Genomic DNA, 17,395 nt, shown 5'->3' with positions numbered 1-17,395 from the left:
CCGCGGGGGGCGTGCCGTGCGGCATTCGCGCAGGCTGAGACGGACGGTGAGGGTTCGGACGGCTTGCCAAGGGCAATTGCCCTATATCCCTAACGTCCGATCATTACATCAGATACCCTACGGCCCGCGAGGCGAAGATGATCTTGTCCTGCCACCCTCACGCACAGAGCCTCGCTGCGTCAACTCCCCCCACACGCCGTGTCCGAACCGTTAGCGCCCCCACCCTCCGCTGCACCGGGAGTCCGATGTCTGACGACACCTCACTTCAGATCCCGTTCCCGCACCGCCGCAGTTCCCACATCCCGCACGCCGCCGCACTGCACCGCGACTGGCTCCACCGGCACCCGCTGCTGGCCGACGCCGACCGCCCCGGGTACGCCCACTGGGAGATCGTCGAGCTCGCCGCCCTGGGCTACCCGGACGCCGGGCCGGACGAACTCGCCCTCGCGGCCGACCTGATGGGGTTCTACTTCCTCTTCGACGACCAGTTCGACGGCCCGCTCGGCCGCCGGCCCACCGAGGTCGCCCCGATCTGCGAGCGGCTCATCGCGGTCCTGCACGGCGCGCGCGCCGACCAGCGCTCCCCCGTCGAGACCGCGTTCGCGGATCTCTGGGACCGCAGCGCGCGCGGCATGCCCGCCCGCTGGCAGGCCCGCGCCGCCTACAACTGGGAGTGGTACCTGGCCAGTCACCCGGCCGAGGCCGCCGGCCGGATCTCCACCCGCCCGCCGGACCGGGCCGGCTACCTCGTGCTCCGGCGGGGCACCGCGGCCATGGAGACCATCTTCGACATGGTCGAACGGCTCGGCCAGTTCGAGGTGCCGCCCGCCGTCCTGCACCACCCGGTGCTCCGTCAGCTGCGCCAACTGGCCGCCGACATACCCTCGTTGAGCAACGACGTGCGGTCCTTCCCGCTGGAGGCCCCGCGCGGCGACGTCAACAACCTCGTGCTGATCGTCCAGCGCGAACGCCGCTGCTCGGCCGAGGAGGCCTGCGCGGTGGTCCTCGACGAGGCGCAGATCATGGTGGAGCGCTGCGGCGAGCTGCACGCCCAGCTCCCCGAGGTCTACCGGGAGCTGGGCCTGTCCCGGGTCGAGGCGAGCATCGCCCAGCGCTACGCCGACGGGCTGCTCACCTGGCTGGCCGGCTACCAGTACTGGGAGTCCCGCACGGGCCGCTACCACTCCGTCTGACGCCACTCCGTCAGACTGCGTCAGACACCGCGCTGTCCGACCGCTCCGCCTGGCGCCGGACACCCACCGGCACCGCACCAGGGCCGCCCGCCTCTCCCCCAGCGCCGCACCCGCCGACGGCGGGGCGCCGCAGGGCGGCCCCGGTCCGACGCGGCCCCGCCCCCGGGACGCCGCGCCCCGGGGCTCCGGACACCCCGGAGCCCGTGCACCCGACGCCCGACGCGACGCGCGCCCTGGTACCACGAGGCGCGCGGCCGGGCCCCGGCGATCTCCACAACGGCCGGAACGCGCACCCTCCGTACACGAGTTCCGTACGGACCGTAGCCGCGCCGCGCCGTCGCGACTATCGTGCTCGGCGGCGGGCGCCCCGGCGGGCCCCGCCGCGAGCGCGCGTTCACATCCCTCCCGCCGGACCGCTCCCGAACCGTGCGGTCCGGCCCGCTGCCCGGCCGCAGGACAGGACACGGGCAGCGCCCGACGTCGCGAGGAGACACCAGAGCATGACGGTCTACCAGCCGCCCGGCACCCCCGACAGCATCGTCGCCTACCGTCCGCGCTACGAGCACTGGATCGGCGGCGACTGGGTGCCGCCGGTGCGGGGCGAGTACTTCGGGAACCCGACCCCGGTCACCGGGGAGGTCTTCACCGAGGTCGCCCGCGGCACCGCCGAGGACATCGAGGCCGCCCTGGACGCCGCCCACGCCGCCGCGCCCGCCTGGGGGCGCACGTCCGCCGCCGAGCGCGCCCAGGTGCTCCTGCGCCTGGCCGACCGGATGGAGGCGAACCTGGAGCGGCTGGCCGTCGCGGAGAGCTGGGAGAACGGCAAGCCGGTGCGCGAGACCCTCGCCGCCGACCTCCCGCTCGCCGTCGACCACCTGCGCTACTTCGCCGGCGCGCTGCGCGCCCAGGAGGGCGGCATCTCCCAGCTGGACGAGGACACCGTCGCGTACCACTTCCACGAGCCGCTGGGCGTGGTCGGCCAGATCATCCCGTGGAACTTCCCGATCCTGATGGCGATATGGAAGCTCGCCCCGGCGATCGCGGCCGGCAACGCCGTCGTCCTCAAGCCCGCCGAGCAGACCCCGGCCTCCGTCCTGCTGCTCGCCGAGCTCACCGCGGACCTGCTGCCGCCCGGCGTCGTCAACATCGTGACGGGCTTCGGCGAGGAGGCCGGCGCCCCGCTCGCGGCCAGCCCCCGCATCCGCAAGATCGCCTTCACCGGCGAGACCAGCACCGGCCGGCTCATCTCCCGCGCCGCCAGCGACAACCTGATCCCGGTCTCGCTGGAGCTCGGCGGCAAGAGCCCCAACGTGTTCTTCGAGGACGTCGCCGACGCCACCGACGCCTTCTACGGCAAGGCCGTCGAGGGCTTCGCGATGTTCGCCCTCAACCAGGGCGAGGTGTGCACCTGCCCGAGCCGGGCGCTGATCCAGTCCTCGGTCTACGAGCGCCTGCTCGCCGACGGCCTGGAGCGGGTGCGCGCGATGCGCCAGGGCAACCCGCTCGACACCGAGACCCAGGTCGGCGCGCAGGCCAGCGCCGAGCAGCTCAAGAAGATCCTCTCCTACTTCGACATCGGCCGCGCCGAGGGCGCCAAGGTGCTCGCCGGCGGCGAGCAGGCCGACCTCGGCGGCGCCCTGGCCGGCGGGTACTACGTGACGCCGACGGTCTTCGAGGGCGACAACCGGATGCGGGTCTTCCAGGAGGAGATCTTCGGCCCGGTGGTCTCCGTCACCCGCTTCGACGACTTCGCCGAGGGCGTCGCGCTCGCCAACGACACCCAGTACGGCCTCGGCGCGGGCGTCTGGACGCGCGACCTCAACACCGCCCACCGCGCCGGCCGCGCCATCCAGGCCGGCCGCGTCTGGACCAACTGTTACCACGCCTACCCGGCCCACGCGGCCTTCGGCGGCTACAAGAACTCCGGCATCGGCCGGGAGACCCACAAGGCGCTGCTGGAGCACTACCAGCAGACCAAGAACCTGCTGGTCAGCTACTCGCCCGACGAGGTCGGCTTCTTCTAGGCCTCCCGACAGGCCTCCCGACCAGGGATCTCGGTCAGGAACCACGGCCAGGAACCACGGCCAAGGATCACGGCCAGGTCCTTCGGCGGCCGAAGTCGTCGCGGGTCGGGAGACCGCTGCCGGTCTCCCGATCCGCTGCCACTCCCCGTGACATCAGGGCAAATACCACCAAATCGCCCATTTGTTGATCCAAGCACATGAATGCGTGAATTTCGCCGACGCGCCGCCGACATGCCCGGACCCGCCCGGCGAACGTCGTACACAGGGGCTCCCGTCACTTCCAACCCGGGAGCCCCGATGACCATCTCCCCCGCCAAGCTCTCCGACCCCACCGTGCGCGCCTTCGTCGCCGCGATCAACGCGAACGACCGCGCCGCCTTCCTCGCCACCCTCACCCCGGACGCCACCATGTCCGACGACGGCTCCGACCGCGACCTGATGCAGTGGATCGACCGGGAGATCTTCGAGCCGAACGGACACATGGACGTGCGGACCGAGTCGAACGACGGCCACGCCCTCGTCGCCGACTTCACCAACGCGACCTGGGGCGAGATGCGCACGGCCTGGCGGTTCACCGTCCAGGGCGGGAAGATCAGCCGCTTCGAGACCGGCCAGGCCTGAGCGGCACCGGCCGGGCCCGGGCGCCGCCGGCCGGACCCGAGCGCCGGCCGGCCCGCTACCCGTCGAGCCCCAGGCACCCGCGCACGGCGCGGATGAGGTTGCGCGAGCGGATGTCCCCGGTCACGCCCGGCTGCATCCCGTTGGTGACGTAACCGAAACCGAGCCCGAGGTCCGGGTCGGCGAAGCCCAGCGAGCCGCCCCGGCCCGGGTGCCCGAAGCTCGCCCGGGACGCCATCGGCGCCGTCGGGCCGTGCCGCCAGAAGCCCAGGCCGAACGTGGAGTTGACGATCAGCACCCGGTCCGGGCCGCTCACCGCCGGGCCGACCGCCCGGGCCAGCACCTGCGGCCCGAGCAGCGGAGCGAGCGTGCCGCCCGAGCCGTCGTGCCGGTCCGCCGCCCCGACCAGGGCCGCGTAGAACCGGGCCAGCGAACGGGCCGTCCCGATACCGCCGGCCCCGGGGATCTCGGCGGCCTGCACCGCCGGGTCGTTGAGGTCCACTCCCGGACGCACCGAGGCGAACGAGCGGGCGGTCAGCGAGGACGGGTCCTGGTAGGCGTCCCGGACGGACTGCTTGGGCCGCAGCCGCAGCCCGCTCGGCCCGGTCCTGGCCGCCTCGGGGGCGGGCAGGTCCACCAGCCGGCCGACACGCGGCGCCGCGCCGGCCGGCAGCCCGATCCACAGGTCCAGGCCGAGCGGCCGGGCGATCTCCTCGGCGAAGTACCGGCCCACGGTGCGCCCGCTCGCCCGCCGCACCACCTCGCCGACCAGCCAGCCGAAGGTGTACGGGTGGTAGCCGTGCGCGGTGCCGGGCTCCCAGGCGGGCTCCTGCGCGGCCACCGCCGCGGCCGCCCGCTCCCAGGTCAGCACGTCCTCCAGGCGCAGCGGCACGTCCAGCGCGGGCACCCCGGCCTGGTGCGAGAGCAGCCAGCTCACCGGCACCCCGCCCTTGCCGGCCGCCGCGAACTCGGGCCAGTAGGAGGCCACCGGCGCGTCCAGGTCGAGCTCGCCCCGCTCGGCGAGCAGGAGGGCGGTGGTCGCGGTCAGGCCCTTGGTGACCGAGCGCAGCACCTGCGCGGTGTCCGCCGTCCAGGCGACGGCGGGCGCGGGCCGGCCGCCGACCTCGGGCCGGGCGTCGCCGCCCCACAGGTCGACCACCTTGCGGCCGCGCACGTACAGCGCGAAGGCGGCGCCGAGCTCGCCGTAGTCGCGGAAGTTCCGCGCGAAGGCCTCCCGCACCGGCTCGAAGCCCTCGGCCGTCTCGCCCCAGATCTCCGTCATCGCGCGCCGTCCTCAGCTCGTCCGGCCCGATCGGGCCCGACCGCACCTGTCCGTACATGTCTCTGCACGTGTCCGAATGTGTTCGCGCCCGCGTTCGAACCGGGCCCGGAAACCCTAACCTGTCCGTCATGACCAACCCTGCCGCAGTGAACCCCGCCGAAGAGCTGCTGGACGTCGTCGACGAGCACGACCGGGTGATCGGAACCGCGGTGCGCGGGGAGGTGTACCGGCGGGGCCTGACCCACCGGTGCGTCTTCATCCTGGTCCGCGACCCGGCCGGGCGGATCTTCGTCCACCGGCGCACCGACACCAAGCTCTTCGCCCCGGGCGCGTACGACATGTTCGTCGGCGGCGTCGTCGGCTCCGGCGAGACGTACGGCGAGGCGGCCGTCCGCGAGGCCGAGGAGGAACTGGGCGTGAGCGGCATCGCCCCGCGCCCGCTGTTCAAGTTCCTCTTCCGGCAGGACCACCTGTCCTGGTGGTGCGACATGTACGAGGCCGAGTGGGACGGCCCGGTCTCCCCGCAGGAGTCCGAGGTCGCCTGGCACGACTGGCTGACCCCCGCCGAACTCGACGCGCGCCTCGCCCGCGACGACTTCGTCCCCGACGGCCGCGAGGCCTACCGCCGCTACCTGGACTTCCGCGCCGCATAGGGCCCGTTGCCCCCGCCGGATAAGGTGGCGCGCATGGCCTCCCGTACGCCGTCGCCGACGGCCGCCCGCACCGGACGGACCGCCGGCCCGGACCGGACCCCGGCGCCCGCCGCGCCCGCCGCGGCGGGCGAGCGCCCGCGCCGCCGGCTGAGCGTCGACGAGCGGCGCGAGCAGCTGATCGCCGTCGCACTGGAGCTCTTCAGCGTGCGCCCGCCGGAGGAGGTGTCGATCGACGACATCGCCGCCGCCGCGGGCGCCTCCCGGCCGCTGGTCTACCACTACTTCCCCGGCAAGCAGGCGCTGTACGAGGAGTCGCTGCGCCGGGCCGGGCGCGAGCTCGCCGGACGCTTCGAGGAACCCCCCGAGGGGCCGCTGTCCGAACGCCTCTTTCGCGTGATGGGGCGCTACCTGGACTTCGTCCAGAGCCACGGACCCGGCTTCGCGGCGCTGCTGCGCGGCGGCTCGGTGGCCGCCAGCGCGGGCACCTCGGCGGTGATCGACGAGGTCCGGCGGGCCGCCCACGACCAGATCCTCGGCCACCTCGCCATCCCCGACCCGAGCCCGGGGCTGCGGCTGACCGTCCGCGCCTGGATCGCCAACGCGGAGATCACCTCGCTCGAATGGCTGGCCGAGCGCTCGGTGCCGCTGGAGGAGCTGCAGCTGCACCTGGTGCAGGAGTTCGTCGCCGCGCTGGTCCTCACCGCCGCCCGGGAACCGGCCCTCGGCGCCGAGCTCGCGTCGTTCCTCGCCGACGAACGGCCGGACGGGCCGACCGGGCGCCTCGTGCACGACCTCGCCGGACTGCTCGCCGTGCCCGGGATCACCGAGGCGCTCGGGGCGCTCGCCGCTCCGCCCGCTCAGCCCGTCGCCGACGGGCCGTCGGCGCAGGCCACGGAGTAGCCGGCCCCGGCTTGGCCGGTGGTCCGCAGGACGGCCGCCGGTTCTGCCCCGACGGTGGGCTCTGATAGGAATGACCACGGCCGGGAACAGCCGCGGACCCCGGCGGCATGCCACCGGGCGCGCGCCCGGACCACCCGGACACCGACCGCGGACGCACCAGAGCGGGGGGCTCAACAGTTGACCCAGGACGGCCAGTTCGACAGCCAGTTCGGCGGCCGGTTCGACGACCGGTCCACCGCGGAGGCCAACCCCTTCGCCGCCGCGGAGCAGGTCAGCGCGACCCTCTCCACCCTCACCGACGCCCTCCTCGACGGACGCGCCTCCCGTCACCCGGTGGCCTCGCTCGACCCGCGGCGCGGGTCGCGCGGGTCGTCGGAGCGGCACCCGGCCGCCGAGGAACTGTTCGGCCTGCCGCTGGCGCCCAACGGACCGGTGCACGCCGCCGTCGACCGGCTCGGCACCGTCGTGACCGCCGGAACGGCCCGCCCCGGCACCGGCGCGCCGGTCGCGGAACGGGCCGTCACCGCGCTCCTCGCCCGCTACGGCGGCGGCGCGGTGCGCGGCACGACCGCCGACCGCGGCACCGCCTCCGCCGCGCTCTTCCAGCTGCCCGTCACCGGCGAGATCGCCGACCCCAAGCTGCGCCCGCCGTTCGCGCCCGCTCTGGCGGCGCTGGCGGGCGGTCAGCAGACCCGACTGCCCGTCGAGCTGGCCACCGGCGCCGGCACCGAGGTCCGCCTGGTCGTGCCGCCCGGCTTCCACCCCCTGACCTCCCCCGACGGCCCCGCGGGCGTCTCGTCCCGCGCGGTGCCGCCGCTGGGCGCGACGCCGGACGGAACGCCGGACGGAGCGGCCGGCCACGGCGCCGACCGGGCCGTCGCCGCGGCCGTCGACGGGCTGACCGGACACCTGGCCGAGGTCGCCGAGGAACTGTTCAGCGCCACCGGCCCCGGCCCGCGCCGCGACTTCGCCGTTATCACGGCCGCCCTCGCCGACGTGGTCCACGCCGCGGGCGCCGTCTACGCGGGCGTCTGCGCCCTGGAGGCGGACGGCCGCACCACCGAGGCCACCCTGGTCGTCTCGCTCGCCCGGCACCCGCTGCCGATCACGGCGCTCGCCACCGAACTCGCCACCGTCCGCCGGCACGCCGAGGTGTGGACGGTCCTGCTGCCGGCCGGGCCGGCCGCCGTCCTGGTCGAGGGCCGGACGGTCCCCGTGCCCGGGGCGCTGGCCGCCGACGGGCAGCGACGCTGGGTGGTCACCTCGGTCGTCGAGGCGTTCGTCCCGCTGCCGGACGGTGCGTCGGTGCTCTGCGTCCAGCTCTCCACGGCGCAGCCGGAGGACTGGGACCTGTACACGGAGGCGTTCGCGGAGCTGCTGAAGAGCGTCCAGTTCGGGTGGGACGGCACGCCGGGCGTGCCCGCGCCCGTACCCCTGCCTCTGCCCGCCGAACGGGAGGCGGCCGTGCCTCTGGACCACAACCCGTTCGCAGCGCTCGCCGACGCGACGGCCGTGCCCGCGGCCGAGAACGACCCCGCACTGCGGGGCACCCCGGCGGCCGGGCCCCCGCCGGACTTCAACCCCTTCGCGGCGATCGCCGACGCGCCGGACCGGAACGAGCAGGGCGAGAACGAGCCTGACGAGGAGCGCGAGGCGGAACGCGAGGAGAACGAGCCGGACAGCGACCCGGCCCTCCGCGGCACGCCCGTCCGGGTGCCCCCGCCGGACTTCAACCCCTTCGCCCCGGAAACCCTCCCGCCCCTCCCGGGCGAGGCCCCAGACGGCGCGCCCGCCGTGGCCACCGACCCGTTCGGCACGGTGGTGGCCGACGAGCCGAGCGACCCCTTCGGCACCACGCTCGCGCCCCAGCGTCCGCCCGTCCCGCCGCCGCCGTCGGTCCCGCCGCGCATCCCCGCCCAGGTCGACGGCCCGGGGCACCCGCCGACGGACGACGAGGACGGGCCGGACGGCGACCCGGCCCTCCGGGGCACGCCCGTGCGGGTGCCCCCGCCGGACTTCAACCCCTTCGCCCCGGAAACCCTCCCGCCCCTCCCGGTCGAGGCCCCGGACGGCACCCCGGACGGCACCCGCTCCGGCGCCGACACCCCGGCCACGCCCCCGATGCCGGAGGCCCGGCCGTTCGGCTGAGCCGACGGCGGCGAGCAGACGGCGGCGAGCAGACGGATGACAGCTGACAACTAACAGATTTCAGATTTCGTTCGCTGAAATCTGTTAGTTGTCATCTGTTCGCTGTCACCTGTCCGCCGTCGCCCGTCAGCCCCCGCCCGACCGCCGGGCGATCACCGCGCCGATCCCGTCGAGCATGCGCGCCACCCCGAACGCGAACAGCGCGTCCAGGCTCATGTCGATCTCCGGCCCCCGGTTCAGCGCGTCGAACATCGGGAACCGCTCCGGGTCCGCCATCAGCTGGTCCCGCTCCTCGCCGTCCTGGCGGTCCATCCACTCGTCCGCGGACATCCCGCTGTCCTGGACGGCCTGCGCCTCCCGCTCGAAGTGCACCGCCAGCCCGCACACGAAGGCCGCCAGCGTGACCGACGCCTGGGCCATCTCCTCGACGCCCAGCCCCAGTCCGGCGAGCGCGGCCAACGTGCGCTCGGTGTGCACGGCCGCGTCCGGCGCCAGCACCGGCCGGGTGAACGACATCGTGCCCGCCAGCCACGGGTGCCGCCGGTAGATCCGCCACTGCAACCGGGCGACCGTCTCCAGCGCCTCCCGCCACCCCGCCGGCAGCGGATCGGGCAGCGGCTCCTCGCCGAAGACCCGGTCCGTCATGAGCCTCAACAGCTCGTCCTTGCCCGGCACATGGCGGTAGAGCGACATCGTCGCCACACCGAGGTCGGTCGCGATGCGCCGCATCGACAGCGCCGCGATCCCCTCCTCGTCCGCCACCCGCACGGCCGTCGTGACGATCCGCTCCCGGGACAGCTCCCGGTCTCCACCCCGGTCCCCACCCCGGTCCCCACCCCGCTCCGCGACCCGTTCCCCGCCCCGCGCCGCCCGCCGCGCAACAGCCGTCCCCGAAGGTCCGGTCGAGCCGCCCGGAGCCGCGGGGGCGGCCGACGGACCAGCAGAAACAGGAGCCCCCGCCACCACCGTCCCGACCCCGGGCACTGCCCGGACCAGCCCTTCCTCCCGCAGCCGGCTCAGCACCTTGGTGGCCGTGGCCATCGCGACCCCCCACTCCCGGGTGATCGCCCTGGTGGACGGCACGCGCTCCCCCGGCGCCAACTCCCCCGAGGCGATCCGCCGTCGGAGCTCCGCCAGGATCCGCCCCGACGGCGTCCCGTCCTCCGCCATGCCCAACTCCTCAGCCCCACAGCACCGAAACGAACGATCGGACCCCGACCGACCCGAGCCGGATCAGCCCGCGCGCCGCGCCAGGTGCACCACGTCCGGCACTCCCCGGGAGACGGGGACCTCGTGCGAAGCGACGTCGGAGAACCCCGCCGCCCGCAGCGCCTCGTCGAACGCCGCCGAGGGCTGGGCGCTCCAGACCGCCAGCACCCCGCCCGGCCGGAGCCGGTGCCACAGCACCGCGAGCCCGTCGGCCCCGTACAGGGGCGCGTTGCCGTCGGTGACGGTCCAGTCCGGCCCGTTGTCGATGTCGAGGCACAGCGCGTCGTACCGCTCGCCGTCGGCGGCGGCGAGGTACTCCAGCAGGTCGGTGTGGAGCACCTCGACCCGCTCGTCCTCCAGCGCGCCGCCGGAGAAGGCGCCGAGCGGCCCGGTCCGGTGCCAGTCGATGATCGCGGTCTCGCGCTCGACGATCGCGATCCGCCCCCAGCGCGGCTCGGCGACCGCGTAGGCGAGCGAGAAGCCGACGCCGAGCCCGCCGATCAGCACGGACGGCCGCCCGGCGGCTCCGCCCGCGCGGTCGAGCTCGTCGAGCGCGGCCTGGATCAGCAGCCGCTCCGAGCGGCCGTCGGCGGTGTCCATCAGGAAGCAGCCGTTGGCGATGATCTCGAAGTCCGGCCCGCGCCGGCGCAGCACCACCTCGCCGAACGGACCCTCGCGCCGGTCGAGCGTGACCACGGCGTCGCGGTCGTTCCGTTCGGGCAGTGCGGTCGGCATGCGCGTTCCTCGGCGGACTCGGGTGCGGGACGGTCCCGCAGGACCACTACCCGCCCGACAATACCCAAGGTCGTCACCGTGCCAGCAGCCGTTTTCCTCAGGTCGTGAGCAGCACTCCGGCGTACGAGACCCCCGCGACCATCACCCAGGAGCCGAGGCCGAGCAGGGCGATCCGCCCGCCGGTGCGGACCATGGTCGGCAGGTGGACGGCGCTGCCGAGACCGAACAACGCGGCGGCGAGCAGCAGCTCCTGGGCGTCCCCGGCCACGGTCAGCGCCCGCTCGGGCAGCACTCCGGTGGTCCGCAGGACGATCATCGCGAGGAAGCCCGCGACGAACAGCGGGACGATCGGCGGCCGGGTGTCGCTTTTGACCGACTCTTTAGCAGTTGGTCCAGCAATGTTCTCTTTGTTCCACCGCTGCCTGCGCCGCACCGCGACCGCGACCCCGGCGACCAGCGGCGCCAGCAGCACCACCCGCATCAGCTTGACCAGGACGGCCTCGCGCAGCGCTCCGGGCCCGCCGGTCTGCGCGGTGGCGACGACCTGCCCGACGTCGTGCACGCTCGCGCCGACCCAGCGCCCGAACTCCACCTCGCCGAGCCCGAGCGGGTGCTGGAGCAGCGGCAGCACGGCGATCGCGAGCGTGCCGCACAGCGTCACGAGCGCGACCGAGGCGGCGACGTCCTCCTCGTCACTGCCGGAGGCCTGGCTGACCGCGCCGATCGCCGAGGCGCCGCAGATCGAGTAGCCGGTGGCGATCAGCAGTGGCTGGTCCCCCGGCAGCCCGAGCCTGCGCCCGAGCCACAGCGTGCCGCCGAAGGTGGCCGCGACGACGGTGATCACCATGGCGACGGTGGCCCAGCCGAGGCCGAGCACGTCGCCGAGGCTGAGCTTGAGGCCGAGCAGCACGATCCCGAGCCGCATCAGCCGCTTGCCGGCCGTGGACAGGCCGGGCCGCGCCACGCCGCGCACGACCGGGCGCAGCCCGGGCAGGTGGGCCGCCGCCATGCCGAGCACGACGGCGGCGGTGAGCTTGGGCACGGCCGGCACGGCCGCGTGGACGGCGAGCGCGGCGCCGACGCCCACGGCCGCGAGGAGCAGGCCGGGGGCGTCGCCGCCGAGCGGGGGGAGGGAGCGGGTGCGGGTGCGGGTGGTCCGCTCCCGGGTGGTCCGCTCCCGGAGGGTCAGCGCCACGCCACGCTCACCGCTGCCCGTCGGCGGGCAGCCGGTAGACGCGCCGGATGCTGGTGCCGAGGCGCGAGACGTCGGCGCCGTACACGTGGATGGAGATGGCGGTGGTGCTGCACGCGTTGCGCACGAGGTGGATGTCACCGGGCGGGGCGAAGGCGGCGACGGTGCCGGCCGGTCCGGCCACGTGCTCGGTCTCGACGAGCCGGGCGGTGCGGCCGTCGGAGATGAGCCGGTAGCGGATCTCGCTCTCCTGCCCCTGGTGGACGCCGGCGACGCACCAGGAGACGTGGTCGTGGATCGGGGTCTGCTGGCCGGGCAGCCAGACGAGCGCGACGACGGAGAAACTGCCGTCCTCCTCGGCGTGCACGACGTGCTGCCGGTAGCGGGCGGGGTCGGCCTCGCACTGGGCGGGGGTGAGCAGGGCGCCGGGGCCGTCGGGGTCGGCCGACAGGTGGGGGGCGAGGCGTTCGCCGACCAGGTACGCCGTGAGCTCCGGCGGCAGGCCGCGGTCGACGACGGCGCGGATCTCGCCGATGAGGGCGTTCATCCGCTCGGTGAGACGGTCGCTGTCGACCGTGGCTGGGGCTGTCATGCCAGCAGGTTCGGCCAAGCGGACCTATCACGTCCAACGAGGGATCGTAAGCGGTATTCCAACATGCGCTTATAAGTCCGCAGGCGATCTTCCCCCCGATGGCGAACCCGGGAACCCGTCCCCACCAGCCGACGGCCGGCAGTGCACCGGGACCGGGCTCAGCACCCCACCCGGCTCGCGGCCGCCTGCCGCAGGTGGTCCAACACCAGCGCGGTGGCCGGGATCCGCCGGTGCTCGCGCAGCACGTACGCGCTCACGTGCCGCCGCAGGTGCGGCTCGACGGCCCGCCCGGTGACCTTGCGGTGGCACATGAAGGAGAGCACGAGGGCCGGCATCAGCGCGATCCCGACGCCGGCCGCGACGAGGCTCTGCACCGCGAGGTTGTCGTCCGTCGAGAAGACGATGTCCGGCGCGAAGCCCTCCTCCGCGCACACGTGCAGCAGGTTCGCGCGGCAGCGCGGGCACCCGGCGATCCACCGCTCGCGGTCGAGGTCGACGAGCCGCACGGCATGACGGCGCCCGAGCGGGTGGCCGACCGGCAGCAGCACCGTGAGCAGGTCCTCCATCAGCGGAATCTCGTCCAGCCCCTCCGGCACGTCGGCCGGGGCGCCGGGGTAGCGGAAGGCCAACGCGATGTCGCACTCCCCCCGCATCAGCCGCTGGACGGAGTCCGGCGGCTCGGCCTCCAGGAGCTCGACCCGCACGCCCGGGTGCTCGTCGAGCAGTCGCGCCATCGCCTGCGGTATCAGGGTCGCGTTGGCGCTCGGGAACGCGCAGACCCGCACGCGCCCGGTGCGCAGCCGGGCGAGCGCGGCGAGCTGCTGCTGGGCGGCGGAGAGGCTACCGAGGATCACCTCGGCGTGCCGGGAGAGCGCCTCGCCGGCCTCGGTGAGGCGCAGTCCGCGTCCGGCGCGGGTGAACAGGGGGACGCCGACGGTGCGTTCGAGCGCCTTCATCTGCTGGGTGATGGCGGGCTGGGTGTAGCCGAGTTCGCGGGCCGCCGCCGAGTAGGACCCGGCCCTGACCACCTCGTGGAACGTCCTGATGTGCCGCGAGTCGAACACCGGCTCCATGGCCCCTCCGCCCGGTCGTCTGCCTCCAGCCTCCGCAATCATAAGAGGAAATTGGAGGTTCCGGGTCTGACCCCGAGCACACCTATGGTTCAGTCGCGAACCAGCCGCCACACCGGCACGGCGGACCCACCCCGGCGCGACCGCTCCACCACCCCTGGCCGCCGCCCCGCGCCACCCGCGTCACCCGCGTCACCCGCGTCACCCGCGTCACCCGCCTCACTGCTGCGCCGACGGCGGCAGCCCCAGCGCCACCCCCGCCTTCGCCACCGGCGCCCCGCCCCGCACGCTCGGGCTGCGCCGGCTGCGCCGCTCGACCCACCGGGCGAGCCAGGAGAGCAGCAGGCACATCCCGATGTAGATCGGCGCGATCACGATCACCACGGGGATGAACGGGAGGTCGTAGTCGAGGTTGGTGGCGATCAGCTTGCCCGCGTGCAGGAACTCCTCGTAGGTGATGAGGAAGCCGAGCGAGGTGTCCTTGAGCGCGACCACCAGCTGGCTGATGATCGCCGGCAGCATCGCCCGGTTGGCCTGCGGCACCAGCACGTAGGTCATCACCTGGGTCTTGCGCAGCCCGAGCGCGTACGCCGCCTCCCGCTGCCCCTTCGGCACGGCGAGCACGCCGGCGCGGAACACCTCGGCCAGCACCGAGCCGTTGTACAGCACCAGCCCGGCCACCAGCGCCCAGAGCGGCTGCACCTTCAGCGCGACGAAGACGAAGAAGATCATCACCAGCAGCGGCATGGCCCGGAAGAACTCGACCACCAGCGTGGAGAACCAGCGCACCACCCGGTGGTCCGACAGCCGCCCGGCCGCGAACAGCGCCCCGAACGGCAGCGCGAACAGCACCGTCCAGCCGAACGCCTGCAGCGTGTTGCCGAGCCCGCGCAGTAGGAGGTCCTGGACGCCGCGGTACTCGAACGGCTCCCACTTCGCGTACGTGAACTGGTGGGTGTGGAACAGCATGTAGACGATCCACGCGATCAGCCCCGCGATCAGCACCAGCGCGACCACGCCGTACGTCCGGTGCCGGGCGAGCGCCTTCGGGCCGGGGATGTCGTACAGCGCCGAGGATTCAACGGTCATCGCGACACCGCCAGTCGTCGTTCGAGCAGGTTGAAGACGGCACTGATGGCCAGGGTGATGATCAGGTAGCCGACGGCGATCCAGACGAACGTCCAGACGATGCTGTAGCCCAGCTCGTTGATGGTCCGGTAGGTGCCCAGCAGCTCGGTGACGCTGAAGGAGCCGGCGATCGCCGTGTTCTTCGCCAGCGCGATCAGCACGCTGCCGATCGGCGCGACCACCGAGCGGTAGGCCTGCGGCAGCACCACGAGCCCTATCGTCTGCCCGAAGGTCATGCCCAGGCTGCGCGCCGCCTCGCCCTGACCGAGCGGCACGGTGTTGACGCCCGAGCGCATCGCCTCGCAGACGAACGCCGAGGTGTAGCAGCCGAGCGCGAGCACCGCGAACGTGTAGAAGGGCAGCGTGATGTCGAACCGCGGCAGGCCCAGCACCACGATGAAGAACAGCAGGGTCAGCGGGGTGTTGCGCAGGATCGTCACCCACGCCGTGCCGAAGATCCGCAGCGGCTTCACCGGCGAGACCCGGAAGCTCGCGATCAGCACGCCCAGCACCAGCGACAGCACGGCGCTCACCGCGAACAGCGAGAGCGTGCCGAGGAACCCGTCCCAGTAGGTCGACCAGTTGTCGGTCAGCGTTTTCACGGCGCGGCCCCTCTCAGTACCGGTCGATCTGCGGCGGGGTCGGCGCGGGCTCCCCGGAGAGGCCGAGGGTCGCGTCGAACGCCTTCTTCCAGTCGCCGTTCTGCTCGTGCTGGGCCAGGGCGTCGTCCAGCGCGTACCGCAGCACGGTGTCGTTCTTCGGCGTCCCGATCCCGTACGGCTCCGTCGAGAACAGCGGTCCGACGACCTTGAGCTCGTCCGGCACCTTCGCCGCGTAACCCAGCAGGATCGCGTTGTCCGTGGTGACGGTGTCGACCTGGCCGGTGATCAGGTTGTCCACGCAGGCCGAGTAGGTGTCGTAGCCGATCAGCTTCGCCTTCGGGTACTTCGACTGGATCCGCTGGTACGGGGTCGAGCCCGCCGCCGAGCACACCTTCTTGCCGTCCAGGTCCTGCGGGCCGTGGATGCTGTTGTCGTTCTTGCGCACCAGCAGCGACTGCCCGGCGACGAAGTACGGGCCGGCGAAGCCGACCAGCTTCTTGCGGTTGTCGTTGATGGTGTAGGTGCCGACGTAGTAGTCCACCTGGCCGTTCTGCAGCGCGGTCTCGCGGTTGGCCGAGGCGATGGTCTTGAACTGGATCCGGTCCGGCGCGAACCCGAGCGAGGCCCCGACCATCTTGGCGATCTCGATGTCGAAGCCGGAGTACACGCCGGTGGCCGGGTTCTTCTGCCCCAGGTACGGCTGGTCCTCCTTGGCACCGACCACCAGGTGGCCGCGGCCGCGGGCCGCGTTCAGGGTGGGCGAGCCGGTGATCGCGGCGGCGTCCTGCACCTGGTAGCTGGGCAGGGCGCTGGGCTGCGGGCCCTTGGGCGGCGGGGTGCCCGCCTTGCCGCAGCCCGCCACCAGCACGGCGAGCACCAACGCGGCGGCGGCCCCTCCCTTCCTAGCCCCAGCCCTCGTCGTCCCGGCCTTCCTCGTCCCAGCCTTCCTCGTCCCGGCCTTCTCCGCCGCCCTCGTCGTCACGGCCTTCCTCGCAACGGCCTTCCTCATCACCGGCGCCGCCTCAGTGCTTCAGGATCTTGGAGAGGAAGTCCCGGGCGCGCTCGCTCTCGGGAGCGCTGAAGAACGCCTCCGGGGCGCGGTCCTCGACGATCCGGCCGTCCGCCATGAAGACCACCCGGTTCGCCGAGGCCCGGGCGAAGCCCATCTCGTGCGTGACGACGACCATCGTCATGCCCTCGTGGGCGAGCTGGCGCATGACGTCCAGCACCTCGTTGATCATCTCGGGGTCGAGCGCCGAGGTGGGCTCGTCGAACAGCAGCGCCTTCGGGTCCATCGCCAGAGCGCGGGCGATCGCCACACGCTGCTGCTGGCCACCGGACAGCTGCGCCGGGTACTTGCCGGCCTGATCGGCCAGCCCGACCCGCTCCAGCAGCGTCCGGGACTTGGCGTCCGCCTCCGCCCTCGGCCGGCCGCGCACCTTGATCTGGGCGAGCGAGACGTTCTGCAGCACCGTCTTGTGCGCGAACAGGTTGAAGGACTGGAACACCATCCCGACCTCGGCCCGCAGCCGGGCCAGCCCCTTGCCCTCCTCGGGCAGCGGCTCGCCGTCGATCAGGATGGTGCCGCCCTCGATCGGCTCCAGCCGGTTGATGGCCCGGCAGAGTGTGGACTTGCCGGAACCGGAGGGTCCGATCACCACGACGACCTCGCCGCGGCCGACCGTCAGCTCGATGTCCTGCAGGACGTGCAGGTCGCCGAAGTGCTTGTTGACGCCGCGCATCTCGATCAGCGGCGCGAAACCGGACGCGCCGCCCTGCGCGGGCCCGGGGTCGGCGGTCACCGGGCGCGCCGCCCCTTCAGCAGCCAGCCCAGCGCGCCGCCCGCGAGCAGGGTGGCCAGCAGGGCGATCCACAGCGGCGCGGTGACGGTGAAGACCCAGAACTGGATCTTCACCTTGTCGAGGTTGGCGAACAGGAACCACACCGCGAGGATGACGATGACGCCGATCCCGATGTACCGGGTGGGGATCCCGCCGATCTCGCTGCGCTGGGGGCCGGACGAGCCGCCTGAAACTTTGGTCACCGGAG

Annotated in this window: 17 protein-coding genes; 6 read left to right on the top strand and 11 right to left on the bottom strand. The window is 73.6% G+C overall.

The window, feature by feature from the left end; translation table 11 throughout:
- Positions 1–245: 245 nt before the first annotated feature.
- The 3 genes from ACFVSN_RS11580 to ACFVSN_RS11570 all read left to right on the top strand — a co-directional run bounded on the left by ACFVSN_RS11580 (position 246) and on the right by ACFVSN_RS11570 (position 3,838).
- A complete protein-coding gene (locus ACFVSN_RS11580) occupies positions 246–1,193 on the top strand; it encodes a hypothetical protein (RefSeq protein ID WP_380503005.1) in 948 nt (315 codons plus the stop codon).
- Positions 1,194–1,693: 500 nt separating this feature from the next.
- Positions 1,694–3,217, top strand: coding sequence for an aldehyde dehydrogenase family protein (locus ACFVSN_RS11575; protein WP_387590667.1), 1,524 nt, complete (start codon positions 1,694–1,696; stop codon positions 3,215–3,217).
- 297 nt (positions 3,218–3,514) lie between these two features.
- Positions 3,515–3,838 (top strand): nuclear transport factor 2 family protein, encoded by a 324-nt coding sequence (locus tag ACFVSN_RS11570; RefSeq protein ID WP_380442165.1) that lies wholly within the window; start codon positions 3,515–3,517, stop codon positions 3,836–3,838.
- A gap of 55 nt (positions 3,839–3,893) precedes the next feature.
- Here ACFVSN_RS11570 and ACFVSN_RS11565 read toward each other — a convergent pair whose 3' ends face one another.
- Positions 3,894–5,117: a serine hydrolase domain-containing protein gene (locus ACFVSN_RS11565; RefSeq protein WP_380442167.1), complete on the bottom strand. Its 1,224-nt coding sequence runs from the start codon at positions 5,115–5,117 to the stop codon at positions 3,894–3,896.
- A gap of 128 nt (positions 5,118–5,245) precedes the next feature.
- Here ACFVSN_RS11565 and ACFVSN_RS11560 point away from each other — a divergent pair, with 128 nt between their 5' ends.
- The 3 genes from ACFVSN_RS11560 (at position 5,246) to ACFVSN_RS11550 (ending at position 8,818) form a co-directional block, all read left to right on the top strand.
- Complete coding sequence (locus ACFVSN_RS11560; protein ID WP_380442169.1) at positions 5,246–5,770, top strand: NUDIX hydrolase; 525 nt, start codon at positions 5,246–5,248, stop codon at positions 5,768–5,770.
- Between the two features lie 33 nt (positions 5,771–5,803).
- The gene (locus tag ACFVSN_RS11555; RefSeq protein WP_380442171.1) at positions 5,804–6,670 is read left to right on the top strand and encodes a TetR/AcrR family transcriptional regulator; all 867 of its coding nucleotides are present in this window, start codon (positions 5,804–5,806) and stop codon (positions 6,668–6,670) included.
- Positions 6,671–6,847: 177 nt separating this feature from the next.
- The gene (locus tag ACFVSN_RS11550) at positions 6,848–8,818 is read left to right on the top strand and encodes a hypothetical protein (RefSeq protein WP_387954646.1); all 1,971 of its coding nucleotides are present in this window, start codon (positions 6,848–6,850) and stop codon (positions 8,816–8,818) included.
- Positions 8,819–8,944: 126 nt separating this feature from the next.
- On the opposite strand, the gene ACFVSN_RS11545 is transcribed toward ACFVSN_RS11550, so the two are convergent.
- The 10 genes from ACFVSN_RS11545 to ACFVSN_RS11500 all read right to left on the bottom strand — a co-directional run bounded on the left by ACFVSN_RS11545 (position 8,945) and on the right by ACFVSN_RS11500 (position 17,390).
- Complete coding sequence (locus ACFVSN_RS11545) at positions 8,945–9,988, bottom strand: TetR/AcrR family transcriptional regulator C-terminal domain-containing protein (protein ID WP_387954644.1); 1,044 nt, start codon at positions 9,986–9,988, stop codon at positions 8,945–8,947.
- 63 nt (positions 9,989–10,051) lie between these two features.
- Positions 10,052–10,762: a spermidine synthase gene (locus ACFVSN_RS11540; RefSeq protein ID WP_380442179.1), complete on the bottom strand. Its 711-nt coding sequence runs from the start codon at positions 10,760–10,762 to the stop codon at positions 10,052–10,054.
- Between the two features lie 97 nt (positions 10,763–10,859).
- Positions 10,860–11,957 carry a YeiH family protein gene (locus ACFVSN_RS11535; RefSeq protein WP_380442180.1) on the bottom strand — a complete coding sequence of 366 codons (1,098 nt, stop codon included), beginning with the start codon at positions 11,955–11,957 and terminating at the stop codon, positions 10,860–10,862.
- A gap of 7 nt (positions 11,958–11,964) precedes the next feature.
- Positions 11,965–12,546 (bottom strand): cysteine dioxygenase, encoded by a 582-nt coding sequence (locus tag ACFVSN_RS11530; RefSeq protein ID WP_380442182.1) that lies wholly within the window; start codon positions 12,544–12,546, stop codon positions 11,965–11,967.
- A 158-nt stretch (positions 12,547–12,704) separates the two neighbouring features.
- Positions 12,705–13,610: a LysR family transcriptional regulator gene (locus tag ACFVSN_RS11525; protein ID WP_380490069.1), complete on the bottom strand. Its 906-nt coding sequence runs from the start codon at positions 13,608–13,610 to the stop codon at positions 12,705–12,707.
- 225 nt (positions 13,611–13,835) lie between these two features.
- The gene (locus ACFVSN_RS11520; protein ID WP_387954642.1) at positions 13,836–14,705 is read right to left on the bottom strand and encodes an amino acid ABC transporter permease; all 870 of its coding nucleotides are present in this window, start codon (positions 14,703–14,705) and stop codon (positions 13,836–13,838) included.
- Positions 14,702–15,346, bottom strand: coding sequence for an amino acid ABC transporter permease (locus ACFVSN_RS11515; RefSeq protein ID WP_387954640.1), 645 nt, complete (start codon positions 15,344–15,346; stop codon positions 14,702–14,704). The genes ACFVSN_RS11520 and ACFVSN_RS11515 overlap by 4 nt, the downstream gene beginning before the upstream one ends.
- Positions 15,347–15,359: 13 nt before the next feature.
- Positions 15,360–16,226, bottom strand: a complete 867-nt coding sequence (locus ACFVSN_RS11510) for a glutamate ABC transporter substrate-binding protein (protein ID WP_380442231.1) — start codon at positions 16,224–16,226, stop codon at positions 15,360–15,362.
- A gap of 142 nt (positions 16,227–16,368) precedes the next feature.
- Positions 16,369–17,088: an amino acid ABC transporter ATP-binding protein gene (locus ACFVSN_RS11505; RefSeq protein WP_380490073.1), complete on the bottom strand. Its 720-nt coding sequence runs from the start codon at positions 17,086–17,088 to the stop codon at positions 16,369–16,371.
- 56 nt (positions 17,089–17,144) lie between these two features.
- On the bottom strand, positions 17,145–17,390 hold the full coding sequence (locus tag ACFVSN_RS11500) for a LapA family protein (RefSeq protein ID WP_380442188.1): 246 nt from the start codon (positions 17,388–17,390) through the stop codon (positions 17,145–17,147).
- Between the last annotated feature and the right edge of the window lie 5 nt (positions 17,391–17,395).

Origin of the sequence: Kitasatospora sp. NPDC057904, from assembly GCF_042887925.1 — a bacterium.
Classification (GTDB): Bacteria; Actinomycetota; Actinomycetes; order Streptomycetales; family Streptomycetaceae; genus Kitasatospora.
This window is presented reverse-complemented; position numbering and strand designations above follow the sequence as displayed.

Bases quoted from the DNA above. Each gene is read 5' to 3' on its own strand.
- ACFVSN_RS11565 (WP_380442167.1), bottom strand. From the start codon at position 5,117: ATGACGGAGATCTGGGGCGAGACGGCCGAGGGCTTCGAGCCGGTGCGG.
- ACFVSN_RS11560 (WP_380442169.1), top strand. From the start codon at position 5,246: ATGACCAACCCTGCCGCAGTGAACCCCGCCGAAGAGCTGCTGGACGTC.
- ACFVSN_RS11580 (WP_380503005.1), top strand. From the start codon at position 246: ATGTCTGACGACACCTCACTTCAGATCCCGTTCCCGCACCGCCGCAGT.
- ACFVSN_RS11575 (WP_387590667.1), top strand. From the start codon at position 1,694: ATGACGGTCTACCAGCCGCCCGGCACCCCCGACAGCATCGTCGCCTAC.
- ACFVSN_RS11505 (WP_380490073.1), bottom strand. From the start codon at position 17,088: ATGCGCGGCGTCAACAAGCACTTCGGCGACCTGCACGTCCTGCAGGAC.
- ACFVSN_RS11545 (WP_387954644.1), bottom strand. From the start codon at position 9,988: ATGGCGGAGGACGGGACGCCGTCGGGGCGGATCCTGGCGGAGCTCCGA.
- ACFVSN_RS11530 (WP_380442182.1), bottom strand. From the start codon at position 12,546: ATGACAGCCCCAGCCACGGTCGACAGCGACCGTCTCACCGAGCGGATG.
- ACFVSN_RS11570 (WP_380442165.1), top strand. From the start codon at position 3,515: ATGACCATCTCCCCCGCCAAGCTCTCCGACCCCACCGTGCGCGCCTTC.
- ACFVSN_RS11555 (WP_380442171.1), top strand. From the start codon at position 5,804: ATGGCCTCCCGTACGCCGTCGCCGACGGCCGCCCGCACCGGACGGACC.
- ACFVSN_RS11520 (WP_387954642.1), bottom strand. From the start codon at position 14,705: ATGACCGTTGAATCCTCGGCGCTGTACGACATCCCCGGCCCGAAGGCG.
- ACFVSN_RS11540 (WP_380442179.1), bottom strand. From the start codon at position 10,762: ATGCCGACCGCACTGCCCGAACGGAACGACCGCGACGCCGTGGTCACG.